At 67.4% G+C, this 24748-nt stretch carries 23 protein-coding genes and 1 pseudogene; 12 read left to right on the forward strand and 12 right to left on the reverse strand.

From position 1 onward, the window contains the following. Positions 1 to 175 precede the first annotated feature (175 nt). Positions 176 to 2764 carry an aminopeptidase N gene (pepN, locus tag ACX40Y_RS12005; protein ID WP_459119800.1) on the forward strand — a complete coding sequence of 863 codons (2589 nt, stop codon included), beginning with the start codon at positions 176 to 178 and terminating at the stop codon, positions 2762 to 2764. Between the two features lie 39 nt (positions 2765 to 2803). Here pepN and ACX40Y_RS12010 read toward each other — a convergent pair whose 3' ends face one another. Next, positions 2804 to 4426 carry an alkaline phosphatase D family protein gene (locus tag ACX40Y_RS12010; protein ID WP_459119801.1) on the reverse strand — a complete coding sequence of 541 codons (1623 nt, stop codon included), beginning with the start codon at positions 4424 to 4426 and terminating at the stop codon, positions 2804 to 2806. Between the two features lie 128 nt (positions 4427 to 4554). On the opposite strand from ACX40Y_RS12010, the gene ACX40Y_RS12015 reads away from it, so the two are divergent. After that, a complete protein-coding gene (locus ACX40Y_RS12015; RefSeq protein WP_459119802.1) occupies positions 4555 to 6180 on the forward strand; it encodes a hypothetical protein in 1626 nt (541 codons plus the stop codon). Here the strand turns inward: ACX40Y_RS12015 and ACX40Y_RS12020 are convergent. From ACX40Y_RS12020 to ACX40Y_RS12030, 3 genes are read right to left on the reverse strand one after another with little or no spacing between them, the layout of a single operon-like run. Further along, positions 6120 to 7316 (reverse strand): glycosyltransferase, encoded by a 1197-nt coding sequence (locus ACX40Y_RS12020; RefSeq protein WP_459119803.1) that lies wholly within the window; start codon positions 7314 to 7316, stop codon positions 6120 to 6122. The two genes, ACX40Y_RS12015 and ACX40Y_RS12020, sit on opposite strands and share 61 nt — an antisense overlap. An 11-nt stretch (positions 7317 to 7327) precedes the next feature. After that, complete coding sequence (locus ACX40Y_RS12025) at positions 7328 to 7852, reverse strand: DUF2141 domain-containing protein (RefSeq protein ID WP_459119804.1); 525 nt, start codon at positions 7850 to 7852, stop codon at positions 7328 to 7330. Then, a complete protein-coding gene (locus ACX40Y_RS12030) occupies positions 7849 to 8775 on the reverse strand; it encodes a hypothetical protein (protein ID WP_459119805.1) in 927 nt (308 codons plus the stop codon). The genes ACX40Y_RS12025 and ACX40Y_RS12030 overlap by 4 nt, the downstream gene beginning before the upstream one ends. A gap of 187 nt (positions 8776 to 8962) precedes the next feature. On the opposite strand from ACX40Y_RS12030, the gene ACX40Y_RS12035 reads away from it, so the two are divergent. After that, positions 8963 to 10054 (forward strand): glycosyltransferase, encoded by a 1092-nt coding sequence (locus ACX40Y_RS12035; RefSeq protein ID WP_459119806.1) that lies wholly within the window; start codon positions 8963 to 8965, stop codon positions 10052 to 10054. Here ACX40Y_RS12035 and ACX40Y_RS12040 read toward each other — a convergent pair. From ACX40Y_RS12040 to pyrE, 7 genes are all read right to left on the reverse strand, one after another. Continuing rightward, the gene (locus ACX40Y_RS12040; protein WP_459119807.1) at positions 10039 to 12108 is read right to left on the reverse strand and encodes a TonB-dependent receptor; all 2070 of its coding nucleotides are present in this window, start codon (positions 12106 to 12108) and stop codon (positions 10039 to 10041) included. The two genes, ACX40Y_RS12035 and ACX40Y_RS12040, sit on opposite strands and share 16 nt — an antisense overlap. Next, the gene (gene maiA, locus ACX40Y_RS12045) at positions 12101 to 12742 is read right to left on the reverse strand and encodes a maleylacetoacetate isomerase (RefSeq protein ID WP_459119808.1); all 642 of its coding nucleotides are present in this window, start codon (positions 12740 to 12742) and stop codon (positions 12101 to 12103) included. The genes ACX40Y_RS12040 and maiA overlap by 8 nt, the downstream gene beginning before the upstream one ends. A gap of 4 nt (positions 12743 to 12746) precedes the next feature. Continuing rightward, on the reverse strand, positions 12747 to 13847 hold the full coding sequence (locus ACX40Y_RS12050) for an AI-2E family transporter (RefSeq protein ID WP_459119809.1): 1101 nt from the start codon (positions 13845 to 13847) through the stop codon (positions 12747 to 12749). Beyond that, positions 13844 to 14737: a signal peptidase I gene (gene lepB, locus ACX40Y_RS12055; protein ID WP_459119810.1), complete on the reverse strand. Its 894-nt coding sequence runs from the start codon at positions 14735 to 14737 to the stop codon at positions 13844 to 13846. Before lepB ends, ACX40Y_RS12050 begins: the two co-directional genes overlap by 4 nt. Then, the gene (gene acpS / locus ACX40Y_RS12060; RefSeq protein WP_459119811.1) at positions 14738 to 15151 is read right to left on the reverse strand and encodes a holo-ACP synthase; all 414 of its coding nucleotides are present in this window, start codon (positions 15149 to 15151) and stop codon (positions 14738 to 14740) included. A 148-nt stretch (positions 15152 to 15299) separates the two neighbouring features. Continuing rightward, on the reverse strand, positions 15300 to 16028 hold the full coding sequence (locus ACX40Y_RS12065) for a pyridoxine 5'-phosphate synthase (protein WP_459119812.1): 729 nt from the start codon (positions 16026 to 16028) through the stop codon (positions 15300 to 15302). Next, a complete protein-coding gene (pyrE, locus tag ACX40Y_RS12070) occupies positions 16025 to 16606 on the reverse strand; it encodes an orotate phosphoribosyltransferase (protein ID WP_459119813.1) in 582 nt (193 codons plus the stop codon). The genes ACX40Y_RS12065 and pyrE overlap by 4 nt, the downstream gene beginning before the upstream one ends. Before the next feature lie 200 nt (positions 16607 to 16806). On the opposite strand from pyrE, the gene coxB reads away from it, so the two are divergent. Together coxB and ctaD are read left to right on the forward strand one after the other, a co-directional pair. Beyond that, positions 16807 to 17871: a cytochrome c oxidase subunit II gene (gene coxB, locus ACX40Y_RS12075; protein ID WP_459119814.1), complete on the forward strand. Its 1065-nt coding sequence runs from the start codon at positions 16807 to 16809 to the stop codon at positions 17869 to 17871. Positions 17872 to 17874: 3 nt separating this feature from the next. After that, positions 17875 to 19533: a cytochrome c oxidase subunit I gene (gene ctaD, locus ACX40Y_RS12080; RefSeq protein ID WP_459119815.1), complete on the forward strand. Its 1659-nt coding sequence runs from the start codon at positions 17875 to 17877 to the stop codon at positions 19531 to 19533. 329 nt (positions 19534 to 19862) lie between these two features. Here ctaD and ACX40Y_RS12085 read toward each other — a convergent pair. Continuing rightward, positions 19863 to 20022, reverse strand: a pseudogene (locus tag ACX40Y_RS12085) (LbetaH domain-containing protein); the annotation flags it as partial. Positions 20023 to 20667: 645 nt separating this feature from the next. On the opposite strand from ACX40Y_RS12085, the gene ACX40Y_RS12090 reads away from it, so the two are divergent. From ACX40Y_RS12090 to ACX40Y_RS12120, 7 genes are read left to right on the forward strand one after another with little or no spacing between them, the layout of a single operon-like run. Then, on the forward strand, positions 20668 to 20955 hold the full coding sequence (locus ACX40Y_RS12090) for a hypothetical protein (RefSeq protein ID WP_459119816.1): 288 nt from the start codon (positions 20668 to 20670) through the stop codon (positions 20953 to 20955). A 44-nt stretch (positions 20956 to 20999) separates the two neighbouring features. Continuing rightward, on the forward strand, positions 21000 to 21905 hold the full coding sequence (locus ACX40Y_RS12095; RefSeq protein WP_459119817.1) for a heme o synthase: 906 nt from the start codon (positions 21000 to 21002) through the stop codon (positions 21903 to 21905). Beyond that, positions 21902 to 22081 carry a hypothetical protein gene (locus tag ACX40Y_RS12100; protein WP_459119818.1) on the forward strand — a complete coding sequence of 60 codons (180 nt, stop codon included), beginning with the start codon at positions 21902 to 21904 and terminating at the stop codon, positions 22079 to 22081. Before ACX40Y_RS12095 ends, ACX40Y_RS12100 begins: the two co-directional genes overlap by 4 nt. Further along, a complete protein-coding gene (locus tag ACX40Y_RS12105) occupies positions 22078 to 22617 on the forward strand; it encodes a cytochrome c oxidase assembly protein (RefSeq protein ID WP_459119819.1) in 540 nt (179 codons plus the stop codon). The genes ACX40Y_RS12100 and ACX40Y_RS12105 overlap by 4 nt, the downstream gene beginning before the upstream one ends. Before the next feature lie 33 nt (positions 22618 to 22650). Continuing rightward, positions 22651 to 23535, forward strand: coding sequence for a cytochrome c oxidase subunit 3 (locus tag ACX40Y_RS12110; protein WP_459119820.1), 885 nt, complete (start codon positions 22651 to 22653; stop codon positions 23533 to 23535). Positions 23536 to 23537: 2 nt separating this feature from the next. After that, the gene (locus tag ACX40Y_RS12115; protein WP_459119821.1) at positions 23538 to 23939 is read left to right on the forward strand and encodes a DUF983 domain-containing protein; all 402 of its coding nucleotides are present in this window, start codon (positions 23538 to 23540) and stop codon (positions 23937 to 23939) included. A gap of 1 nt (position 23940) precedes the next feature. Continuing rightward, on the forward strand, positions 23941 to 24567 hold the full coding sequence (locus ACX40Y_RS12120) for an SURF1 family protein (RefSeq protein ID WP_459119822.1): 627 nt from the start codon (positions 23941 to 23943) through the stop codon (positions 24565 to 24567). Positions 24568 to 24748: the final 181 nt, after the last annotated feature.

Raw genomic sequence — 24748 nt, forward strand, 5'->3', positions numbered from 1 at the left:
CGTAAGAATATTTCAAGCCTAGCAGCGGCGTTTCCGCGGTCAATTCCCCGCGCAGCATGGACATGCAGCATTTTCGCCGCCGATCACCGCGGCAATGCCGCCATCAATTTTCCGCACAAAGCTAATCGACAGAATAGTGTGGCGGGACGGGCCACTCCTCCTATATCCAGCGCCTATGAGTGACGCCCGTATCGCCGCCGCAACGCCCGAGGCCATTCGCCGCGAGGATTATCGCCAACCCGATTGGCTGGTCCCTGACATCGCGCTCGATTTCGATCTCGATCCGTCGAAGACGCGCGTTCGCACGATGCTCCACGTCACCCGCAACGGCATGCATGATCGCCCGCTGGTGCTGAACGGCGACGGGCTGGAAGCCGTGTCGGTCAAGGTCGATGGCGCCGATGCGCAGGGCTGGCGAATGGACGGGCCCGATCTGGTGCTCCCGCTCACCGGCGATGCCCATGTGATCGAAACCGAAGTGGTGATCGCGCCCGAGCGCAACACCCAGCTTCAGGGGCTCTATGCCTCGTCGGGCATGCTCTGCACCCAGTGCGAGGCCGAGGGCTTCCGCCGCATCACCTTCTTCCCCGATCGCCCGGACGTGCTCTCGAAGTACAAGGTGCGCATGACCGCGGACAAAGCGCGCTTCCCGGTGCTGCTCGCCAATGGCGACCCGATCGCGCAAGGGCCCGCCGAGGGCGGCCGCCACTGGGCGGAGTGGCATGATCCCTTCCCCAAGCCGAGCTACCTGTTCGCGCTGGTCGCGGGCGACCTCGTCGCCAACACCGGCAGCTTCACGACCATGTCGGGCCGTGAGGTGCAGCTGGGCATCTATGTCCGCGCGCCCGACCTGCCCAAGACCGATCACGCCCTGCACGCGCTGAAGCTCAGCATGAAGTGGGACGAGGACGTCTATGGCCGCGAGTATGATCTCGACGTGTTCAACATCGTCGCGGTCGACGACTTCAATTTCGGCGCGATGGAGAACAAGGGGCTGAACGTCTTCAACAGCCGCTACATCCTCGCCGACCCCGATACCGCAACCGACTGGGACTATGACGCGATCGCCGCCGTGGTGGCCCACGAATATTTCCACAACTGGTCGGGCAACCGCGTCACCTGCCGCGACTGGTTCCAGCTGAGCCTGAAGGAAGGCTTCACCGTCTTCCGCGACCAGAGCTTCTCGGCCGACCAGGGCTCGGCGGCGGTCAAGCGGATCGAGGACGTGCGCAGCTTGCGCGCCAGCCAGTTCCCCGAGGATGCCGGCCCGCTCGCCCACCCGGTGCGCCCGGACGAATATATCGAGATCTCCAACTTCTACACGGCGACCATCTACAACAAGGGTGCCGAGCTGATCCGGATGATGGCCACCATCCTCGGGCCCCGGAAATTCCGTGCCGCGACCGACCTCTATTTCGATCGCTTCGACGGCAAGGCTGCGACCTGCGAGGATTTCGTCGCGAGCATGGAGGAAGCCGGCGGCGTCGACCTCGGCCAGTTCCGCCGCTGGTACAGCCAGGCGGGCACGCCGCGCGTCTCGGCCAACATCGTGCAGGACGGCGACACCACCCGCCTCGCGCTCGCCCAGACCGTGCCGCCCACGCCCGGCCAGCCGGTCAAGGAGCCGATGGTGCTCCCGCTCAAGATCCGCCTGTTCGGCGAGAAGAGCGGCGCGCCGCTGACCGACGAACAGCTGGTGCTGCTCGACAAGACCGAGCAGGAACTGCGTTTCGAGAACCTGCCCGAGCGCGCGGTGCTGTCGATCAACCGCGGCTTCTCGGCGCCGGTGATCGTCGACGCCAATCGCAGCGCGGCGGACCTCGCCTTCCTCTCGGCGCATGACGACGATCCGTTCGCCCGCTACGAAGCGATGCAGCAGCTGATGCTCGACACGCTGGTCGCCGCGGTGACCACCGGCAAGGGCGACCACGCTGCGCTGATCGACGCCGTCCGCAACACGCTGACCGACCCGTCGCTCGACCGCGCCTTCATCGCCGAAGCCGTGCTGCTCCCCTCGGACAGCTTCATCGGCGATCAGATGGCGATCGTCGATCCCGAGGCGATCTTCCATGCCCGCGAGGCATTGCGCGCCGATCTCGGCAAGGCGCTCGAAGCCGAATGGCGCGCGGCTTACGAGGGCGCGCGGGCCAACCGCTTCGAATATTCGCCGGCCGCCAAGGGCGCGCGCCGCCTGAAGAATGTCGCGCTCGGCTATATCGCGGCGAGCGGCGCGGCCGATGCGGCGGACCTTGCCTATGGCCAGTTCGAGGCGGCCGACAACATGACCGATCGGCAGGGCGGCCTCGCCACGCTGGTCAACGGCACCTCGTCGTTCCGCGAAAAGGCGCTCGAGGCCTTTTACCAGCGCTATGCCGGCAACGCGCTGGTGCTGGATAAATGGTTCCAGACCCAGGCGCTCTCCTCACGCGACGACACGCTCGCCGCCGTCGAGACGCTGGCCCGCCACCCGGACTTCACCCTTGCCAACCCCAACCGCGCCCGCGCGCTGGTCGGCGCGTTCAGCATCAACCAGCGGGCGTTCCACGATCCTTCGGGACGCGGCTATCGCTTCGTCGCGGACCGGCTGATCGCGCTCGACAAGCTCAACCCGCAGACCGCCGCCAAGCTGGTGCCGCCGCTCGGCCGCTGGAAGCGCTTCGATCCCGCCCGCGCCGCGCTGATGCGGGGCGAGCTGGAGCGGATCGTCGCAGTGCCCGGCCTCAGCAAGGACATGTTCGAGCAGGCGACCAAGTCACTCGACTGAGCCAAAAGCCTCCGCCCGTCGCCGGGCGGGGATCGCGGCTCACGCCATCACGTTGCGCCCGCGCTGCACGATCGCGCTGTAGCCGATGCTCGCCTTCAGGTTGCGCTCGGCGACGGTCTCGACGAACACCCAGTCGTTGCGCGCCTGATCGGGCGTGAGCGTCAGCGCCATATAGCCGCGACGGCTGGTATCGCACCATTTCAGCTCGGGATTGGCCTTGACCAGCGCCGCCGCGACGACCTTCGGATCGGTCCTGGTCGCGCTTTCGAAGCCCGGCGAGGTCACCGCCTGGCCGGCGAATTCGACGCCGGCGGGCTTGCCGTCCTGGCCCAGATCGAACGCCCAGGCATTGTGGCTGTCGCCGCACACGACCAGCAGATTGGCGCCCATCGCCTGCGACGACTTCAGGAAGCGCTCGCGCGCCGCTGGATAGCCGCCCCAATTGTCGAAGTTCATCGGCAGGCCCAGCTTCGCCGCCGTGACGCCGGCCTGCACATAGGCCTTGGCGCGCGGCGCGGCATCGGGCGCAAGCCAGCCCATCGCATCGGCAGGCGTCACTGTGTTGCCCATGATCGTGCCGAAGCCGACCACCTGCCAGCGCTGCCCCGCCTTGACCGAGCGGCGCATCGCGTGGTCGAGCCACACTTCCTGCTCGCTGCCGAGCATCGTCGCCGCCGGATCGTGCCACGCGCCGTCGCGGAATGCGGTCAGTGCCTTGATCGGATCGGCGGACTGGAACAGCGGCGCCAGATCGGGCTGCAGGGTGCGGCCGAGCAACCGGCTCTCGGTGCGGAAGAACGTCGCCAGCGTGCCGATGTCATAGGTGCCCCAGGGCGTTTCGGAAACCGGCATCCATTCGCGGAACACCTGCATCGCCGCCGCCTTGCGCGTGCTCCAGTCGCCCTCGCTGTCCGGCTGGTGATTCTGCGCGCCGCCTTCCCAGCTGTCATTCGCGCTTTCATGGTCGTCCCACTGGATCAGCATCGGCTTGGCCGCGTGCAGCGCCTGCAGGTCGGGATCAGCGCGGTAGCTGGCGTAGCGCAGGCGATAATCCGCGAGGTGGATCATCTCGCCCGCCGGCTCGGGCCAGCGTCCGCCGATCGCGCCGCCTGCGGGGGCATAGCCGCCCTTGGCATATTCGTAGAGATAGTCGCCGAGGTGGATCCACAGGTCGATATCGTCTCGCGCCGCCGCATGGCCATAGGCATTGAACCAGCCGAACGGCAGGTTCGAGCACGAGAAGATCGCGATGCCAAAGCGGCTGGCATCGCCCACCGGCAGCGTCTTGGTGCGGCCCACCGGTGACATGCTGCCGTCCGGCGCGACGAAGCGATAGAAATAGCGCGTGTCGGGCGAAAGCCCGTCCACCGTCACCTTGGCGGTATGGTCGCGCCACGGGCCGGTGATCTGCTCGCCCTCGGCGACGATTTTCGCGAAATCCTCGGTCGTCGCGATCTGTGCGCGCAGCGTCACCGCGCCGCGATCGGCGGGGACGTAGCGCGTCCACAGCAGCATCGTGTCCGGCCCGGGCTCGCCACTGGCGACCGAGTGGGTGAAGCCGCGCGCCGCCGCCTGCGCCAGCGCGATCTGCGGCACCGCCATCGCGCCGATGCCGAACGTGGCGGAAATCAGGAGCGAGCGGCGGTCGATACGAACGGTCATGGGCGGTGTCCCTTTTCTGGTCGAACGGCACTTGCCGCCACTTCGTGGCACCTGCGTTACAAGCGCCAACGGCCGTCGCTCGGTAAAGCCCCGCAGGTTGCCGTTAACGCGACGCTCCTCTACGCACGATGGCCTTGCCAAACGAGGGTACGGGTCCGGCTTTGCTCAACGATCGATCATCGCCGCCGCACGGGCGCGGCGCAGCCATTAGCGTCGAAGCCGCCGCCGGACCGCGATGGGCACGATCGGAAACGTCGCTGATCGCCGGGCTGGCGGCGGCGCCGCGCTGGCTGACCCTGCTGGTCGCGGCGTTGCTCGTGCGCTGCGCCACCTTCGGCAATCCGATCGTTCATTATGACGAGCAATTCTATTTCGTCACCGCGCAGCGCATGCTGCAGGGCGCGCTGCCGTTCGTCGACATTTTCGACCGCAAGCCGATCGGCCTCTTCCTGGTCTATGCGCCGGCCGCCGCGCTGGGCGTGCCGTGGGGGATCATCGCCTATCAGCTGATGGCGCTGGCCAGCGCGGTGCTGACCGCCGTTCTGATCGCGCGGATCGCCGATCGGGCGGGCTGGGCACGGGGCGCGCTGCCGGCGGCGCTGCTCTATCTCTTCATGCTCAACGTCGCCGACGGACAGGGCGGCCAGGCGCCCGTCTTCTACAACCTGCCGATGGTCGCGGCGATCGCGTTGCTGGTGCCGCGCGCCGCCGACGCCATCTCTGATCGCTGGCGCGTGGGCCGCGCCCTGGCCGCGATGCTGCTCGTCGGGCTGGCGATGCAGATCAAATATTCGGCGGTGTTCGAGGGGCTGTTTCTCGGCCTGTGGCTGCTTGCGCGCGAATGGCGACTGGGCACGGCGCGGGCGACGCTGCTGATGCGCGGCGCAGGCTATGCGGCGGCGGCGCTGCTGCCGACCGTGGCGGCCGGGCTCGCCTATGCCGCCGCCGGCCATTTCGACGCCTGGTTCTTCGCCAACTTCGCGTCGGTGCTGAACCGCGGGAGCGACCCGCCCGCCGAACTGATCGAATCGTTTCTGAAGCTGGTGCTGTTCCTCGCGCCGCTGCTCGTCGTCAGCCTGTTGTCGCTGCGGCTTCCCTGTGAAGGCGCCCTTGCGCGGCAGCGACGGACGCTGCTGTTCGGCTGGCTTGCCAGCGCCGTGATCGGCCTGATCCTGTTCGGATCCTGGTTCAACCATTATGCGCTGCCGGTGATGGCGCCCGCCAGCCTGTGCTGTGCCGGCTTCTTCGCTCTGTCGCCGATCGGTCGCCGCGTCGTCGCGCCGTTGCTGCTCATACTGGCGCTGGTGGGGGGCGAGGTCGCATTGGTCACGGCCGCCTGGCATCGCGGCAGCCCCGCGCAGTTTAAGACGATCGTTGCTGCGATCGGCCGCGGCCCGGGCTGTCTCTACGTCTATTCGGGCGACTCGATGTTCTACGGCTATTCCGGCCGCTGCGCGCTTTCGTCCCGGCTGTTCCCGAGCCATCTTTCGCGCGAGCGCGAGAACGGGGCGGTCGGCGTCGACCAGATCGATGAAGTTGACCGGATTTTCAGCCGCCACCCCGCGGTCGTGGTGATGCGACGCGCCTTTTCGGGCGAGCGAATCGCCGTGCGCGAGCGGGTGATGCGGCTGATGCAGCGCGGCGGCTATCGGCTGCGGGGCCGCTATCCGCTCGGCGACGACCTGATCTCGGTCTATGCCGCCCCCGCGGATGCCTCGGTTGCGGTACGGCGGCGTTCGAGCAGCGATTCGTAATAGGCCATCAGCTCGACCGCGTGGTCGGCGTCGCTGCGCACCCGTCCGGCGGCGACCCGGGCGGCGTGGCGCAGGATCGCCGGGTCGCGACTGAACAAGCGGCGGATCGCGTCGGCGGCGGACAGCGTGTCGCGCGCGACATAGGTTTCGGCGAACAGCGGATCGGCGATCTCGACGAAGCCCCCTTCGTCCGGGCCGATCAGCGGCAGCCCCGATGCGAGCGCTTCGGAGGCGACCAGCCCGAACGGCTCGGCATCCGATCCGTGGATCAGCGCATCGCAGCTCGCCATGATCCGCGACAGGCGAACACGGTCATAGACCGGGCGGAAGATGCGGATGTGCGGGCTGCCGGCGATCTGCTCCTCCAGCCGGCGGCGCTGCGGCCCGTCGCCGATCAGCATCAGCCCGACGGGCAAATCGTTGGCGGCCGCCTCGACCGCGTCGATCACCAGCGGCCAGCGCTTTTCCTTGTGATGGCGGCCCAGCCCCAGCAGCAAATGCCCCTCGGGCGGCAGGCCGAGCTGCGCCAGCATCGACACGCGCAACCGCTCGTCGCGCAGCTCGGGCGAGAACCAGCCGCGCTCGATTCCCAGCGGCATCGACGCATCGACCTTGAGACCGCGCCGGCTGAACCGCTTGGCCAGCGCCGGCCCGTTGGTGACGAACGCATCATAATGCTGGAGGAACCGCGCCATGTAGCGCGTGTACCAGGCAAAGGCATGCTCGACCTGCAGCGGCGTCGCCACGCTGTCGAGCCAGCGCTGCGGATAGGCGCCAACCAGATCGCCATGCGCGAAATAGACCTTCAGCGCGTCGCCCTTCCACCGCGCCACCGTCCATGCCGGCAGCCAGGGCGAGCTCGTCTCGACGATGTCGGGCGCCAGCTGGTCGAGCAGTTCCCACACCGGCTCGTCCTTGACGAAGATGCAGTAGTTCCGGTCAAGCACCAGCGGCGGCGCCTTGACCCAGTGAATGCGGCCGCCGCCGGGCCGCTCTTCGATGCCGCCCTCCAGCGCGGGCGCGACGACGATCAGTTCATGGCCCAGATCGGCCATGATCCCCATCTTGCGATCGAGATAGGTGCGCACGCCACCGCCGGTCGGCGAATAGAATTCGTTGACGTCGACGATGCGCATGCGCCTGCCCCTCAATTGAGCGGGCCGAATCCACCCAAGCCGCGCAGATACTGCGCCCGAATGTTCACGATGGTAACCCCGTCGCCGGCCACCTTGACGATCGCCTGACGCAATTTGGGACGGCTGCGGCCGAGCCGCTGGTCGGAAGCGAAGCCGGCGCCGTCGGACCAGAAGTTGAACTTGTTCTTGCCGTCGCGGTCATGGGTGAACAGCAGCGCATAGGTGCCGGGGGCCGGCACTTTGATGCACATCACCACCGGGCCCGAAATCGGCGTGTTCGCCCAGATCCGGCGGAACGTCTTGCCTTCCTTGATCAGGTCGCGGTCGTCCTTCAGGAAATCCGCCTCGGTCGCCGGATAAAGTTCGAGCTTCAGGCGCCCGCTGCGATCCTTGAGGCCGGTGACGTTGACCTGGATGGCGGGGCCGGCGCGGTTGGCGCAAGCGGCGGCGTCTTCCCCCAGGATCTGGGCACTCGCGGCCATCGGCAGCGTCGACGCGAGCAGCGCCGACAGGGTCAGAAGGGCGATACACTTCATGCTTCTTTCCTTTTGATCAGGGCGTGCAGGCTGAAGCCCGCGATCAGCGCGACGTGCGCCACCAGCGTCAGACCCGCGATCAGCGCCATCAGTTCCGACAAGGCCTCGCCCTGCCCGATCACCATGATGGCGAAATTGGCGAACAGCAGTTCCTTGTTCGGCACCAGCGGCAGACGCCAGGCGAGGAGACGGCCGGCCGCGAGCAACAGCCAGACGCCGATCGAAATCTGCGGCATCGCGAAATGCCACGCGAATGCGATCAGCACCGATCCCCACAGGATGCGCAGGCAATGGATGAAGAACACCCACCAGAGCTGCGCGCGCGGGAGCGAAAACACTCGCTTCGAGAAGATCAGGAACGGCAGCGACATGCCGAAGATGACCGCGATCGATCCCATCAGCGTGTTGAATTCGGATGGCTTGAGCAGGTCGACGCCGAACGGCAGCGCGAGTGCGACCACCGCCAGCGTCATCGCGTTGCCGGCGATCGCCGACAGGATCGTCACGTCCTTCACCGCGCCGAACGGTGCCGCCACCATCTGCGTCCGCTGGCGCGCCCAGGCGTAGAAATAGGCCTCGCCCGAATAGCCGAGCAGCACTTCGTTCGAGATGCGCTTCTTGTGGAGCGCGGCCATGCCGCCCAGCGGGATCCGCCAGAGCCGCCGGAAGATGATATAGTCGAACGTCGGCGGCCCCAGATAATAGGCCGCGAAGGCGACGTAGAAGATCGGATTGACGGGCAGCGCACGGGTCAGCCCGCCCAGCCCGGACGAGAACAGCTCGCGCCCCAACCCGAAGATCATCAGCAGGGTCAGCGCCCCGCCGAGCAGCATCGGCCAGCGGCGCTTGATCTTCTCGACCGGCTCCAGGCCGGCCAGATCCGGGGCTGCCGGGATGGCGGCCTCTGCAATGCTCGTATTCACTGAAGCCTCCAGCCCCTGCCGTTCAAAACTTCCCATTCGCCACCGACAAGAGGGGCGGGATTGCCCAATATCCGCGCGTCCGCCGTGCAGATGCCGCTTCGGCGCATCGCGCGAGAGGGCCGGATGCCAACAGAATGCGGTTTATTCCGGCAGCGATTTGGGCTTTAGAAAGGCAAACCGCAAGATCATGCAATCGCTTCCCCCCACCCGCCCGCTGCACATCCTCGCTTTCGCCCAGACGCTTCAGGGCGGCGGTGTCGAGCGGGCGTTCCTGCGGATGGCGGCCGGCTGGCTGGCGCGCGGCCACCGGGTCAGCTTAATGCTCGGCAGTAGTGAAGGCCCGCTCGCCGCCGAACTGCCCGAGAGGCTGGCGGTGATCGAACTCGGCGATGCGCGCCATCTCGCGATGCTCGCGCTCGCCGGCCATGTCCGCCGGCTCCGCCCCGACATCCTGTTCTGCCCGGGCAATCATTATACCGGCATCGCCGCGGCGACGCGCTTGCGGCTCGGCCATGCATCGCCGCCGATCGTCGCCAAGATCTCCAACGCGCTGGCTCGGGCCGAACTGTCCGGCATCGCCCGCTGGGGCTATCGCCGCTGGCTGCGGCTTCACCCCCGCTTCCTCGATCACGTCGTGGCGATGACACCGGCGATGGCGGCCGAAGCCGCCGCCGAAATGGCGATGCCGCCCGCCCGGATCAGCGTGATCGCCAATCCGCCTGCCGTCCCGATCGCCGGCGCGCCACCGATGCCGCTGCCGCAGGGGCGCTACATCGTCGGCGTCGGCCGGCTGGAGCCGCAGAAGCGCTGGGACCGGCTGATCGCCGCGCTGCCGCGCCTCGCCGATCGCGATGTCGAGCTGGTGCTGATCGGCGAAGGCAGTTCGCGGCCCGCGCTCGAGGCGCAGGTCGCCGCCGCAGGCCTCGGCCACCGCATCCGCATGCCCGGCCATGCCCGCGATCCGCTGCCGGCGCTGCAAGGGGCAGCGGTGGCGGTGCTCACCTCCGATTATGAAGGCGTGCCCGGCGTGCTCCGCGAGGCACTGTCGCAGGGCACGCCCGTGGTCGCCACCGAATCGAGCGTTGCCGTGCGCGAGATCGTCGACAGTCCCGCGCTCGGCACAATCGTCCCGCGCGAGGATGGCGATGCGCTGGTGAAGGCGCTCGACCATTGGCTCGTGCCGGGGCGGCCAAGACCCGAGCCGCGCGACTGGCAGGGCGATCCCGTCGGCGACTATCTGGCGCTGTTCGAGCGGCTGGTCGATCAGCGCAGCCGGTAGCGCAGGCCGATCCACAGCGTGCGTGGCGTCGCTCGCTCGATCAGGTCGTCGCCGCTGATTCCCGCCTGCACTTCGGTATCGAACAGGTTCTCGGCGCGGAATTCGGCGCGCAACTGGCGCATCAGCGGCACCGCCAGCGTCGCATCGACGGTCCAGGCCGGATCGAGCGACGCCTGATTCTGATCGTCCTCGAAACGCGCGCCGGCATAGCGGGCGGTAAGCGAGGCGCCGGCATCGCCGCGCCGCCAGGCCAGCGTCGCCGATGCCTGATGCTCGGGCGTCTGCGCCGGCCGCAGCCCGTCGAGCTGCGCCGCCGCGCCCGAGGCATGGACCCGCGAATCGGCATAGGCCCAGGAGGCGGCGAGGCTGAACGGCCCGTGCGTCCACCGTCCATCGAGTTCCAGCCCGCGCGCCTCCACCGCATCGAGATTCTGGCGCATCCGGTACGCGCCTGCCGCCGATACGAAGCCGACGCCGAGGAAATTGCCCGGCCCCTGCGCCAGCGTGACGTTGGCGATCGCGCCGTCGAGCTGGTTCCAATAGGCCGTCGCGCGCAGTTCCACTGATGGCACCGGGCGCCAGTCGGCCCCGACTTCGCCGCCCCACAATCGTTCGGGGTCCAGCGCCGCATTGGCCGCCGTCGCGTCCGCGCCCACGCGATAGGGGCGATAGAGTTCGTTGAGCGTCGGCAGCCGCCATCCGCGATAGCCCGCCATCCGCAGCGTCACCCCCCTCAGGCGGTAGGCCAGCCCGATCCGGCCGGTGCCTTCCCACCCCTGGCGCGGGGCGAAGCGATCGTCGCGCAGTGCCGGTCCGCCGGCCAGCGTGCGTTCCTGAAGCTTCCCCCGGCCGATGCGCCAGTAATCGATCCGCCCGCCGGCATCGATCGTCAGCGCGCCGGCCGCATGGCTCGCATCGACGAAGCCGCCCAGCGTCACGCTGTCGCCGCCCGCGATGCGCCGCCGGGTCGCCGCGCCGTCGCTGAACAGATAGGCTTCCTGCGTCCTTCCCGACACGCTGCGGACATCGCCGCCCAGCCGCAGGTCCACCGCGCCGGTGGGCGGCGCAAGCTCCAGCCGCCCGCCAATGCCGGTCGATGGGATCACCTGGCGCAACACCGGTGCCGCCGTGGCGCGGTCCGCATCGACGCTCGCGAACCCGCTTTCGAACCGCCGCGCCTGAAGATAGGCGAGCGCCGACCAGCCCCACAGCCCCGCATCGCGGTCGCCGTGGCGGACCAGGCGGACGCTCGCGTCGGTGCCCTGGCTGTGCAGATCGGTGAAATCGACGCCGCGGTCGCGCCGGTCGGTAAAGCCCGACAGATTGGCCTGGAGTTCGGCGCCGTCGCCGATCTGCGTCACCCCGCGCAGCGCGAGGCTGGCCTGCTCATAGGGCGCCGGGCGATCGACGCTGCCGCGATCGCGTGCGACGATCGGCGTGAAGCCGTCGCTCCGCCGGTAATTCCCCGCCACCGTCACGAATCCGTTGCCCAGCGGCGCCGCGCCCAAAGCGCTGGCGTCGAGGCTGTCGCGGCTGCCCGCCGCGATCGCCAGTTGCAGCGGATCGAGCGTCGCCGGGCCGGCGCTGTCGAGCGCGATCGAGCCCGCCAGCGCACCGGGGCCGGCATAGCCGCTGCCGCCGCCGCGCGTGACCGTCGCCGCCGCCAGCCGCCCCGGCATATAGGCCGGAAACGCCACCCATCCGCCGAACGGATCCGCCTGGGGCACCCCGTCGAGCAACAGGATCGCGCGGCTCGCGGCATTGCCGCCCAGGCCGCGCAGCGTGATGCCCTGGCTGGTCGGATGCGCCGAGTTCGAATCGGAACGGCGGAACTGCGCGAGGCCCGCGACATCGGCCAGCGCATCCTCCAGCCGCCCGCTCGCCGTATCGGCGAGCCGCGCCTGATCGATCGTCACCCGGTCATAGGCGATCTCGCCCGGCGGCGCGTCGAGCCCATAGCCGGTGACGACGATCGCGTCCGGCGTCGCCTGTTGCGCCAGCGCCGGGCTGGCAGCGGAGAGCAGAAGGGCGGTCCAGCCCAGCCGTTCAATCACCCGGCGCGACCCGATCGGGATGCGCGGCGGCAAAGGCCGGGTGTCCGCTCGCGGCAGCCTCGGCGCGAAGCAGGCGGGGAAAGGCGTCCAGCGGCACCGCGAAGCGGCGGGCGTTGAACAGTTGCGGGACCAGGAAACAGTCGGAGATGTCGGGCTCGGCACCCCCAAGAAACGGGCCGTCATGGCCAAGGTTGCCCGCCATCGTCTCCAGCGCCGAAAAACCCTCGTGCATCCAGTGCGCGATCCAGGCCGATCGCGCCTCCGAGTCGGCGTTCAGCCGCTGCTCCAGATAACGCATCACCCGCAGATTGTTGATTGGATGCACGTCCATGCCGATCACCATCGCCCGGGCGATCGCGTCGGCGCGCGCATCGGGATCGGCCGGGATCAGGCGCGGCTCGGGGTGGTGCGCGTCGAGCCAGTCGATGATCGCCAGGCTCTGCGTGATGAACCGCCCCGCCGCCTCGAGCGCGGGCACCAGTCCCTGCGGATTGCGCCGTAGATGATCGGATGCGCGCTGCTCGTCCTTCAGCAGCATCACTTCGTTGCGGCGATAGGCGACGCCCTTCAGGTTGAGCGCGATCCGCACGCGATAACCGGCTGACGATCGGAAATAGTCGTGCAGGATCAGCATCGGATCAGCCCTTGTCGTCGTCCTCGTCATCATCGTCCGGCTTGGCGCCGTTGCCGCGCGCGCCGCTTTCCAACGCCACCTTGATCATCGCCACCATCGGATCGGCAAGCGCGAGGCCGAGCACGCCGAACAGCGTGCTCGCCAGGATCTGGGACGACAAGGTCAACGCCGGCGGCAGGTCCACCGTGCGCTTGGCCACCATCGGGATCACCACATAGCCGTCGAAATTCTGCACGCCGAAATAGATGACCAGCGCCCAGATTCCGGTGTCCGTCCCCGCGCTGAAGCCCACCGCTACCATCAGCACACCGCTGATGATCGCGCCGATATTGGGGATGAACGCCAGCACGCCGGTGATGATGCCGAGCAGCAATGCCATCGGCACGCCGGCGATGCTCAGCAGCACCCAGGTCAGCAGCCCCTCGAACAACATGCCGAGCAGGCGCCCGGCGAGCAGCCGCCGCATCGTAGTCGCCATCCCGCCCAGCATCTGCGCAAAGGCCTGGCGATGGTCGAGCGGGATCATCCACTGCAGCCCGCGCTCATAGATTCGCGGGTCGATCGCAACGAACAGGCCGATGATGATGATCATCACCATGCTCGTCACCGCGCCGATCGCGGTGCCCACCGCCGAGGTCAGCCGGCCGACCGATCCCAGCGCCTGCTGCAACATCCCGGTCAGGTCCGACCGCTCGGGCGTAAGGCCCATGCTCGATGCCCATTGGACGATCCGGTTCGCCTGCACCTCCAGCGTGTTGCGCAGCTGCTCCGCCTGGTCGGCGATCTGCATGCCGGTGCGGTAGAAGATCAGGGCGAAGAACGCGACGACCAGCAGCAGCACGATCGCGATGCGCAAGCCCCGCCAGATCGGCAGGATCCGCCCGAGCAGGCGGGCGCCGCCGTCGATCATCGAGGCGAAGACGAGCCCGGCGAAGATGATCAGCAGCGGCTGGACCAGCAGCACGATCAGCGCGATGCCGACCGCCATGCCGAGCCATACGCCGGCACGCTTGAATTCGGCACGGATCAGCGGATCGCGGAACTCGGCGGGGCCGGGCTCGGCAACGAGCTCGACATCGGCGGAGCGAAGGGGATCGTTGCTCATGGTTTCTCGTGGCTGGGGTGAAGCGAGATCGCCGCGCGATCGGGGCGAAGCGAGGTGATCCAGGTCAGCGGGTTCCAGCTCGTCGTGCCGTCGCGCGAAAAGGTGATGAACTCGGCGCGGCCGCCGATATTCTCCCACGGCACCGGGCCGCCCAGGCCATTCTCGTCGAGCGGGAAGCGGCTGTCCGCGCTGTTGTCGCGGTTGTCGCCCATCAGGAAGACATGGCCCGCCGGCACCTTGATCGGGCCGAACTCGTCGCCCGCCGAGGTGCCGAGATCGGCGACCTCATAGCTCGCGCCGCCCGGCAGCGTCTCGCGATAGAGCGTCAGGCTGCAATAGGGCTTGCCGTCGCGGCCCTCGACGCGCCGGCCGGTGTAGAAGATCGATCCGCCGCGATCCGGGTCGGGATCGCAGCGCGTGTTGGCGTCGATCGGCACCAGCCGCTCGCCCAGCGCCTTGCGCGGCACGGGCTTGCCGTTGAGCCAGACGACGCCGTCATGCACCGCGATCGTGTCGCCGGGCAGCCCGATCACGCGCTTGATATAGTCGCTGCTCCGCCCCGGCGGGGTGACGATCACGATGTCGCCGCGATCGGGCATCCGCCCGAACAGCCGCCCGCCGATCGGCGGCAACAGGTGGAAGGTCGGGGTGATGAACGAATAGCCATAGGGGAATTTGCTGACGATCAGCTGGTCCCCCACGCGCAGCGTGGGCAGCATCGATTCGGACGGGATGTAGAATGGCTTGGCGATGAAGCTGTGGAACGCCAGCACCGCGAGCACGAGCCACAGGATTCCACGCAGCTCCGCCCACCAATCGGTACCGGTGCGTCGAGGCTCTGCCGACATCGCTTCGTCGCTCCGCCTCAACGCGAGGTCGTCAGCCCCCATTCACTCTTCCTTCCCCGCGGGCAGCGCCTCGATCATCACCGCGGCGAACGCCCAGGGATGGTCGTCGGTCAGCGTCAGATGCACCCGTGCGACGTGATTCGGCGGCGTCATGGCGTCAAGCCTTGCCTTCGCCCCGCCGGTCAACGCGAGTGTCGGCGCGCCCGAGGGCGAATTGACCACGCCGATGTCCTTCAGAAACACACCGTGCTTGAAGCCGGTTCCGACCGCCTTGGAAAATGCCTCCTTGGCGGCAAAGCGCTTGGCGAGCGTCGCGGCATAATTATGCGGCCGCTTCGCCGCCTTGGCGCGCTCCACCTCGGTAAAGGCCCGCGCCTCGAACCGCGCACCGAACCGGTCGAGCGACGCCTGGATCCGCTCGATATTGCACAGATCAGACCCGATACCGATGATCATACGTACATTCCTCCCCGGCACGGGGAGGGGGACCATGCGCAGCATGGTGGAGGGGGCCCTCCACCAGCGATTCGTTCGGGGAGTCCCCCCTCCACCACCGCTTCGCGGCGGTCTCCCTCCCCGTTCCGGGGAGGAATGATGGTCAATCTCACCGCGCCGAATCCATCAGGTCGCGCATCCGCCGCACCACCGGCGCCAGCCCGTCGAAGATCGCCTCGCCGATCAGGAAATGGCCGATATTGAGCTCGCGCAGCTGCGGGATCGCGGCGATCGGCACGACATTGTCGAACGTCAGGCCGTGTCCGGCATGCGGCTCCACCCCTTCCTTCGCGGCCAGCGCGGCGGCGTCGGCGATTCGGCGCAGCTCCTCGGCACGCGCGGCCTCGGGCAGTTCGCAATAAAGGCCGGTGTGCAGCTCGACCACCGGCGCGCGCAGCCGCAGCGCAGCCTCGATCTGGCGCTCGGCGGGTTCGATGAACAGCGACACGCGGCAGCCGGCCTCGAGCAGCTTGTCGACCATCGGCGCCAGGTGATTGTGCAGCCCCGCCGCGTCGAGCCCGCCTTCGGTGGTGCGCTCCTCGCGCTTCTCGGGCACGATGCACACCGCGTGCGGGCGGTGGCGCAGCGCGATCGCCAGCATCTCCTCGGTCGCGGCCATTTCCAAGTTGAGCGGAACCGTCAGTTCCTCCACCAGCCGGGCAATGTCGTCGTCGGTGATGTGGCGGCGATCCTCGCGCAGATGCGCGGTGATCCCGTCGGCCCCCGCCTCGGCCGCCAGCAGCGCCGCCCGCACCGGATCGGGATAGCCGCTGCCCCGCGCGTTCCGCACCGTGGCGACATGGTCGATATTGACCCCCAGGCGCAGCGTGTCGGTCATGCGATCGCCCGGCTCCCCGGCTTGACCGCCGGGATCGCGGCCAGTTCGGGCGGCAGCTGGTCCGCCGGATAGGCCGGCACGTCGAGCCTGGTCAGCGAAATCAGCGGCACGCCGACATCGGCCTTGCCGTTCGATCGGTCGACGATGCACGCCGCACCCACCAGCTCGCCGGGATGCTTGCGGATCGCGGCGATGCACTCGCGCGACGAAAGCCCCGTCGTGACGATGTCCTCCACCATCACCACCCGTGCCCCTTCGGGAATCTCGAAGCCGCGGCGCAGCTGGAACTCGCCGTCCTCGCGCTCCACGAACACCGCCTTGCAGCCGAGCGCCCGCGCCGTCTCATAGCCGGGGATGATGCCGCCGATCGCCGGCGAGACGACGATATCGATCTGCCCGAACGTCTCGCGAATCAGCGCGCCCAGGGCACCACAGACGCGCCCGGTCCGCACCGGATCTTCGAAAATCCGCATCTTCTGGAGAAATACGGGGGAGCGAAGTCCCGACGAAAGGATAAAATGCCCTTCAAGCAACGCACCTGCGTCACGAAACTCGTCTAGTATGGCATTGTCGGTCAACGGTCCGGGTCCTTGTCGGCAGTCAGCCGCGACCTCTTAGGTCCCACCGGGTTCGATCGCAACCGCACGGGAAAAAGGTTGTGAAAGCACTTCGGCTGCGTATACCTCAGGAAAAAAGGGCGCGTGCTCGGCCCGGGTTGCGCGTTTTACGGACGGGGTGACGAAAAGCGATGCGCATTGTTCGGTTTACGATGATGATGATGGCCGCGGGACTGGTGGTTTCGACACCCGCCCGCGCGCAGGAAACGGCTGCGGCGCCCGCCGCGGCAACCACCGATACGGCGGCGACGGTCGCCGATCCGACGCTCGACGCAGCCGGACAACAGCTGGTCAAGCCCATACCGGGCATGGGCCAGCCGGTCGATGCCGCGCTGGGGCTCCAGCCGCAGGTCACGCCCACCGGGCTCGAAGCGCACTGGTTCCATAACACGATCCTCCTGCCGCTGATCGTCGCCATATCACTCTTCGTCCTCGCGCTTTTGATCTATGTCATCATGCGCTACCGCCGGGCGGCGAACCCGACGCCGTCGCGCACCAGCCACAACACCGCGATCGAGGTGATCTGGACGCTGGTGCCGGTGCTGATCCTGGTCGCGATCGCGATTCCCTCGATCCGGCTGCTCGCCGCGCAGTTCAAGCCCGCACCCAAGGATGCGGTGACGCTGAAGGCGATCGGCAACCAGTGGTTCTGGTCGTACGAATATCCCGATCATGGCGGGATCCAGCTGACCGCGAACATGCTCAAGGAGGCCGATCAGGTCGGCAAGGGCCAGCGCGCGCGTACCGATGCCGATGGCCCCCGCCTGCTTGCGACCGACCAGCGCGTGGTGTTGCCGGTCGGCGTGCCGATCCGCCTGGTCACCACCGCGACCGACGTGATCCACAGCTGGGCGATCCCGGCCTTCTGGATCAAGCTCGACGCCGTTCCCGGCAAGCTCAACGAGACGAGCTTCGTCATTCCGAAGGAAGGCGTCTATTTCGGCCAGTGCTCCGAGCTGTGCGGCGCGCGCCACGCCTTCATGCCGATCGCGGTCGAGGCGGTGAGCCCCGCCAAGTTCGCGCAGTGGGTCGCGGCCAAGGGCGGCACCATGCCCGGCGCCGCCGCCGAACCGGCGACGCCGACGGCGATGGGCAACGACCAGAGCGATGCGACGGGCACCGCCGCAGGCGACGCTGCGCCGACCACCAATGCCACCGCCACTCCGGCGTCGACCAACGCGCCTGCGACCGCGAATCCCGCCGGCGCCGGCAACACGGGCAACTGATCCATGACCGACACCGCACTTTCCTATACCGCCGCGCATGGCGACGCGCATGCGCACCACGATGCCGATCACAAGCCGGGCTTCTTCGCCCGCTGGTTCATGTCCACCAATCACAAGGATATTGGCACGCTCTACCTGATCTTCGCGATTTTTGCCGGCATCATCGGCGGCGCGATCTCGGGCATCATGCGCGCCGAGCTGATGGAACCGGGCATCCAGTACCTTCCCTGGTGGGTCCAGACGCTCCACGGCGAAGGCACGTTCGACGAAGCGATGCACTTCTGGAACGTGCTGATAACCGCGCACGGCCTGATCATGGTGTTCTTCATGGTGATGCCGGCGATGATCGGCGGCTTCGGCAACTGGTTCGTGCCGATCATGATCGGCGCGCCGGACATGGCGTTCCCGCGGATGAACAACATCTCGTTCTGGCTCACCGTAGCGGGCTTCATCATGCTGATGCTCTCGCCCTTTGTCGGGATCGGCGCGGGCACCGGCTGGACGGTCTATGCCCCGCTTTCCACCTATGGCGAGCCGGGGCCGTCGGTCGACTTCGCGATCTTCTCGCTCCACCTTGCGGGCGCGGCGTCGATCCTCGGCGCGATCAACTTCATCACCACCATCTTCAACATGCGCGCGCCGGGCATGACGCTGCACAAGATGCCGCTGTTCGTCTGGTCGGTACTGATCACCGCGTTCCTGCTGCTGCTCGCACTGCCGGTGCTGGCCGCCGCGATCACCATGCTGATCACCGATCGTAACTTCGGCACCGCCTTCTACGATCCGCAGTATGGCGGCGATCCGGTGCTCTATCAGCACCTGTTCTGGTTCTTCGGCCATCCCGAAGTCTACATCATGATCCTGCCGGGCTTCGGCATGATCAGCCACATCGTCGCAACGTTCAGCCGCAAGCCGGTGTTCGGCTATCTCGGCATGGCCTATGCGATGGTCGCGATCGGCGTCGTCGGCTTCATCGTCTGGGCGCACCACATGTTCACCACCGGCCTGCCGGTGACCGTGAAGATGTATTTCACCGCCGCGACGATGGTGATCGCGGTGCCCACCGGCGTGAAGATCTTCTCGTGGATCGCGACGATGTGGGGCGGCTCGATCAGCTTCAAGACGCCGATGGTCTGGGCGATCGGCTTCATCTTCATGTTCACCGTCGGCGGCGTCACCGGCGTCGTGCTCGCCAATGGCGGCATCGACGATTACATGCAGGACACCTATTACGTCGTCGCCCACTTCCACTATGTGCTGTCGCTGGGCGCGGTGTTCAGCCTGTTCGCGGGCTTCTACTATTGGTTCCCGAAGATGACGGGGAAGATGTACAGCGAACTGCTCGGCCAGATCCACTTCTGGGTGTTCTTCGCCGGCGTGAACATCCTGTTCTTCCCGATGCACTTCCTGGGCCTGCAGGGCATGCCGCGCCGCATCCCCGACTATACGGACCAGTATGCGACCTGGAACCATGTCGCCACCGTCGGCTACATGGTCATGGCCGCCGGCATGGCCGTGTTCTTCGTCAACCTCATCTACTCGCTGCTCGCCGGCAAGAAGGCGGCGGACAATCCCTGGGGCGAAGGCGCGACGACGCTCGAATGGACGCTGTCGAGCCCGCCGCCGTTCCACCAGTTCGAAACGCTGCCCAAGATCGACTGATCGGTCGCAGCGCGAACGGAAAGACGCCCCGGCGGGAAACCGCCGGGGCGTTTTCGTTTGCGCCGAGGTTCAGCCATCAAGCCAGCGCGCGGGGTCGGCGCGCACGAGCGATCCGCCCTCGCCATCGGGCGTCCAGAGCTCGGCCTCGCCCCTTCCCTCGCCGATCAGCTTGACCAGCGGCGTCTGGTAAGGCTGGGCCCGGCCGGAGGCGATGTTGCGATCGATCCGGTCGACCGCCTGGTTGATGTTCGAAAGATCGACATCGTCGAGCGCGCTCAGGCCATATCGCCACCATTGCAGGTGGAGCAGCGCCTCCACCACCGCCGGCTCGAAGCGATAGCGGATCACCCGCGCCGGCGATCCGCCGACAATGGCATAGGGCGGCACGTCCGCCGTCACCACCGCGCGCGAAGCGATCACCGCGCCGTCGCCGATCGTCACCCCCCGCCGGATCAGCGCGCCCTCGCCGATCCACACGTCGCTGCCGATGCGAATCTTGGTAAAGCGCTCGGCCCGCCGCTGGCGAAACTTGTTCGCCGCCACGTCGAGCACCGCCTTGTTGCGCGCGTTGAACGCGGCGAACTGCTGCCACCGAAAGGCGCCCATGAACATCGGGCTCGCCGACAGATAATCGGCGGGATGCTCCTCCACGCCCGTCATCACATTATACGCGATCGAACAGAATCGGCCGATCATCCAGATGTGGCGCATCATCGTGCGCTGGCCACCCATGAAGGTGAAGGCGCCGACGAATTCGATATCGTAATCGCCCTGGCGGAACAGCCCCGGCGGTTCGACGAACAACTCGCCCCGCTCGGGATAGCCGATATTCACCTGGCCCTCGATCAGCACGGAAAAGCGATCGCGGATCGCCTGGGATTGGTTCATGGGGCCCCCTTGCATCGGCATGATGGCTCGACTTGCTAGTACTTTTATAGCCGGTTGCGACCGTCCCGCCCATCTCGCGGCGGCGCGACGTGAGAACGCCGGCCCACCGCCCTCCACAGATTTTTGCCGGCCGCGCTAACGTTTGTCAGCACCGGCGTGGTACGACTCGGATCATCATTTCAGCAGCAACGGGCCGTTCTTCTCGGCCGGGCGTTGATGACAGGACGACACATCGGAGCACCCCCTATGCGTGACTGGCCCTATGGCAATTGGATGAAAATCGGCATCGACAGCTGGACGCTGGGCATGGAGGCCTCGACCGTGATCGGCCTGCGCATGGCGAAGCTCGCCGCCGGCGGCCCCGCCGCCGCGATCGAGGCGCAGCGGATGGTCGCCGAGAAGATGCAGGCCGCCCTCGAACTTCAGGCAGCGGCGGCGATGGGCAAGCTCGGCAGCACGCCCGATGCCCAGGCGCGCCGGACGCTCTCCCATTATCGGCGCAAGGTCCGCGCGAACGCCAAGCGCCTGCGCTGACACGCCTCTTTTGTCAGCCCCTCGCCCGCCCTATAGCGGAAGCAATGATGTCGAGCACCGCAGCCAATCCCGCCCTTCCCGCCGACTGGCGCGATTTCCTTGCCCTTACCAAGCCGCGGGTGATGACGCTCGTGGTGTTCACGGCGCTGTGCGGGATGCTGGCGGCGCCGGTGCCGATTCATCCGGTGCTCGGCTTCACCGCGATCCTGTGCATCGCGCTCGGCGCGGGCGCGGCCGGCGCGCTCAACCAATGGTACGAATCGGACATCGATTCGATGATGAAGCGCACCGCGCGGCGGCCATTGCCGGCGGGGCGGATGGACCGGCAATCGGCGCTGCATTTCGGCGTCGGGCTCGCCTGTTTCAGCGTGATCCTGATGTATTTCGCGCTCAATCTGGTCGCGACGGTGATCCTGGCGGTCTCGATCCTGTTCTACGTGTTCGTCTACACGATCTGGCTCAAGCGCCGGACGCCGCAGAACATCGTCATCGGCGGCGCGGCCGGCGCGTTTCCGCCGCTGATCGGCTGGGCGGCGGCGACGGGCGACATCGCCCCGCTGCCGGTGCTGCTGTTCGCGCTGATCTTCCTGTGGACGCCGCCGCACTTCTGGGCCCTCGCGCTGTTCGTGAAGACCGATTACGCGCAGGCCGGCGTGCCGATGCTGCCGGTGGTGGCGGGCGAGCGCAACACGCGGCTCCAGATCGGGCTCTATACCGTGCCGATGATCATCGCCGCCGCCGCGCCCTGGCCGCTCGGGCTGACCGGCATGGTTTATGGCCTGGTCGCGGCGGTGATGTCGGGCGTGTTCCTCGCGATGGCGCTTCAGGTGGCGACGCGCCGGGCAGAGCCGGATGATCGGATGCTGCCTGAAAAGCGGCTGTTCAAATTTTCGATCCTCTATTTGTTCGTGCTATTCGGTGCGCTCGTGATCGACAGGTGGATGGCATGAACGAACGACGTGGCGACGATCTGATCCGCGGGGCGGCGGCACCGCAGGGCGAGGCCGAACTCGTCCGCGCGCGCCAGCGGGCGCGCGCGCGGCTGATGGCGTGGCTGCTCGGCGCGTTCGTGATCCTGGTGTTCGCGATCTCGATCGTGAAGATGCAGATCGGGCACGCGGGATGAGGGTCAGCCGCAATCTGCGCGTCGGCCTGTTCGGCGTGCTGATCGTCTGCGCGATGACCGGGCTCGGCTTTGCCTCCGTGCCGCTTTACCGGCTGTTCTGCCAGGTGACCGGGCTCAACGGCACCACCCAGCGCGGTCTTCGCGCGCCCGGCGCCACCGGGCAGAGGATCACCGTGGCGTTCGACAGCAATGTCAGCCCGAAGCTGCCGTGGAAATTCGTGCCCGAACGGCGCGCCGATACGATCGACATCGGCGGGCGCGACATGGCGTTCTTCACCGCCACCAATCTGTCGAACCGGCCCGTCACCGGCACCGCCACGTTCAACGTGACGCCGGTCTATGTCGGCAAATATTTCACCAAGATTCAATGCTTCTGTTTTACCCAGCAGACGCTCGCTCCGGGGGAGACGGTGCGGATGCCGGTGATCTTCTACGTCGATCCGAAGATCCTCGACGATCCCGACGCCCGCGACGTTCAGGAAATCACCTTGTCTTATACATTTTATCCGGTGGATTCGGCGAAAACTCCAAGCTAGGATTTCGCAAAACAGAGGAAATGGGACGAGCGCATGGCTGGAGCTAAGAACCACCAGTATCACATTCTGCCGCCGAGCATCTGGCCGTTGTTCGGGTCGGCCGCCGCGGTGATCCTCGCATCGGGCGGGGTGATGTGGATGCACAGCATGCCCGCCGCCAATCTGGTCTTCTTCACCGGCGTGGCGATGGTGATCGCCACCATGTTCGGCTGGTGGAGCAAGGTGATTCAGGAGGCACATGCCGGCGATCACACGCCGGTCGTCCAGCTTCATCTGCGCTACGGCATGATCCTGTTCATCGCTTCGGAAGTGATGTTCTTCGTCGGCTGGTTCTGGGCGTGGTTCGATTTCTCGCTCTTCCCCTCCACGGTCGATGCGGTCGGCGGCACCTGGCCGCCCAAGGGCATGGAAGTGCTCGACGCGTGGCAGTTCCCGCTGCTCAACACGCTGATCCTGCTCTGCTCGGGCTGCACCGTCACCTGGGCGCATCACGGCCTGATCCATAACGAGCGCGGCGGCGAGATGCGTGGCCTGTGGGGCCTGATCGGCGTCGGCGAGAATGACAGCGTGAAGAAGGGCCTGTGGCTCACCGTGATCCTGGGCCTGCTGTTCAGCTCGCTCCAGGCGTTCGAGTATATGGAAGCGCCCTTCCCGTTCAAGGCGACCAGCGAGGGCGGCTCCAGCTATGGCGGCGCGTTCTTCATGGCCACCGGCTTCCACGGCTTCCACGTGATCGTCGGCACGATCTTCCTGATCGTCAATCTGGTCCGCGCCTATCGCGGCGACTTCACCCCCAAACAGCATTTCGGCTTCGAGGCGGCTGCCTGGTACTGGCATTTCGTCGACGTCGTCTGGCTGTTCCTGTTCGCGTCGATCTATGTCTGGGGTGGCTGGGGCGCGCCGGTGCACGCGGGCTGAGGGTGCCCGATCCCAATTCGACTCCGCCCGGAGGCGGCAGCGCCGCGCTGCCGCCTCCGATCGCTTCCGGACTTTACGGTTGCTGCCCCCGCTGCGGCGAAAAGACGCTGTTCCGCAGCTTCACCGCCTTTGCCGATCGCTGCCCCGCCTGCGGACTCGACTTTCGCGAGTTCAACGTCGGCGACGGCCCCGTCGTGTTCCTCACGCTCGGCATCGGCACGCTGATCACGGCGCTGGCGCTATGGGTCGAATTCACCTTCGAACCCGGCGTGCTCGTCCATGTCCTGCTCTGGGTGCCGCTCACGCTCATCCTGACGGTGCTCGCGCTGCGCGTGTCGAAGGGGCTGCTGCTCGCGCTCGAATTTCGCAACAAGGCGCATGAGGGCCGGATTCGCCGGGACTGACATGCGCCGACTGCCCCTCCTACCCACGCTGCTCGTCCTGCTCGCCGTTGCGGCGATGATCGCGCTCGGCCTCTGGCAGCTCGATCGCCGCGAGGAAAAGCGCGCCGCGCTCGCGCTCTACGCCGCAAACATGGCGCGCCCGCCGATCGTCTTCACGGGCGCGGCCGACACTGATTCGCTGCTGTTCCGCCGCGCCAGCGCCGATTGCCGCGCCGTGCTCGGCTGGGAGCGGCAGGGCGGCCGCAGCGCTGCCGATACGCATGGCTGGCGCCAGATCGCGCTGTGCCGCACCGCCGGCGGAACGCCGCTTCGCGTCGATATGGGCATCGCCCGCGATCCGATGTTCCGCCCGCAATGGGCCGGCGGCGCCGTCACCGGCACGCTCACCCGCGCGCCCGATCACCGCCCGCTGATCGCCGCGATGTTCGATCGCCAACCACAGTCGCTGATGCTGGTGTCCGACCGCGCGGCGCCCGGGCTCGAACCGAGCGCCCCGCCCGATCTGGCGAGCGTCCCCAACAACCATCTCGCTTATGCGGTGCAATGGTTCCTGTTCGCCGCCGTCGCGCTGATCATCTACGCCCTCGCGCTACGCCTCCGCGCGCGGGCCGCGCGGCAGATGGGGTAAGGACAGACGCGCGGCGCAAACTGAGTCGATGACGCGCCCCGCGAATGGGCGCGTTCGAGATAGCGGTGGACGGCGGGGAATGGTGGGTAGCTGTCCGGCAGCTGTCAAACGACGGCGGGCGCAAAGCGGACCTGCGTCGTTAGCGGCTAGCCGAGCGCATAATCCAAAAACCGATCGCCAT

It is taken from the genome of Sphingomonas sp. RS6, from assembly GCF_054489705.1.

Coding starts and splice junctions, on each gene's coding strand:
- coxB (WP_459119814.1), top strand. CDS start 16,807: ATGGCCGCGGGACTGGTGGTTTCGACACCCGCCCGCGCGCAGGAAACG.
- ACX40Y_RS12110 (WP_459119820.1), top strand. CDS start 22,651: ATGGCTGGAGCTAAGAACCACCAGTATCACATTCTGCCGCCGAGCATC.
- ACX40Y_RS12010 (WP_459119801.1), bottom strand. CDS start 4,426: ATGACCGTTCGTATCGACCGCCGCTCGCTCCTGATTTCCGCCACGTTC.
- lepB (WP_459119810.1), bottom strand. CDS start 14,737: ATGGGGGCTGACGACCTCGCGTTGAGGCGGAGCGACGAAGCGATGTCG.
- ctaD (WP_459119815.1), top strand. CDS start 17,875: ATGACCGACACCGCACTTTCCTATACCGCCGCGCATGGCGACGCGCAT.
- ACX40Y_RS12120 (WP_459119822.1), top strand. CDS start 23,941: ATGCGCCGACTGCCCCTCCTACCCACGCTGCTCGTCCTGCTCGCCGTT.
- pepN (WP_459119800.1), top strand. CDS start 176: ATGAGTGACGCCCGTATCGCCGCCGCAACGCCCGAGGCCATTCGCCGC.
- ACX40Y_RS12100 (WP_459119818.1), top strand. CDS start 21,902: ATGAACGAACGACGTGGCGACGATCTGATCCGCGGGGCGGCGGCACCG.
- ACX40Y_RS12015 (WP_459119802.1), top strand. CDS start 4,555: ATGGCCTTGCCAAACGAGGGTACGGGTCCGGCTTTGCTCAACGATCGA.
- ACX40Y_RS12065 (WP_459119812.1), bottom strand. CDS start 16,028: ATGACCGACACGCTGCGCCTGGGGGTCAATATCGACCATGTCGCCACG.
- ACX40Y_RS12050 (WP_459119809.1), bottom strand. CDS start 13,847: ATGAGCAACGATCCCCTTCGCTCCGCCGATGTCGAGCTCGTTGCCGAG.
- ACX40Y_RS12025 (WP_459119804.1), bottom strand. CDS start 7,852: ATGAAGTGTATCGCCCTTCTGACCCTGTCGGCGCTGCTCGCGTCGACG.
- ACX40Y_RS12020 (WP_459119803.1), bottom strand. CDS start 7,316: ATGCGCATCGTCGACGTCAACGAATTCTATTCGCCGACCGGCGGTGGC.
- ACX40Y_RS12035 (WP_459119806.1), top strand. CDS start 8,963: ATGCAATCGCTTCCCCCCACCCGCCCGCTGCACATCCTCGCTTTCGCC.
- ACX40Y_RS12105 (WP_459119819.1), top strand. CDS start 22,078: ATGAGGGTCAGCCGCAATCTGCGCGTCGGCCTGTTCGGCGTGCTGATC.
- ACX40Y_RS12090 (WP_459119816.1), top strand. CDS start 20,668: ATGCGTGACTGGCCCTATGGCAATTGGATGAAAATCGGCATCGACAGC.
- acpS (WP_459119811.1), bottom strand. CDS start 15,151: ATGATCATCGGTATCGGGTCTGATCTGTGCAATATCGAGCGGATCCAG.
- maiA (WP_459119808.1), bottom strand. CDS start 12,742: ATGCTGATCCTGCACGACTATTTCCGATCGTCAGCCGGTTATCGCGTG.
- ACX40Y_RS12095 (WP_459119817.1), top strand. CDS start 21,000: ATGATGTCGAGCACCGCAGCCAATCCCGCCCTTCCCGCCGACTGGCGC.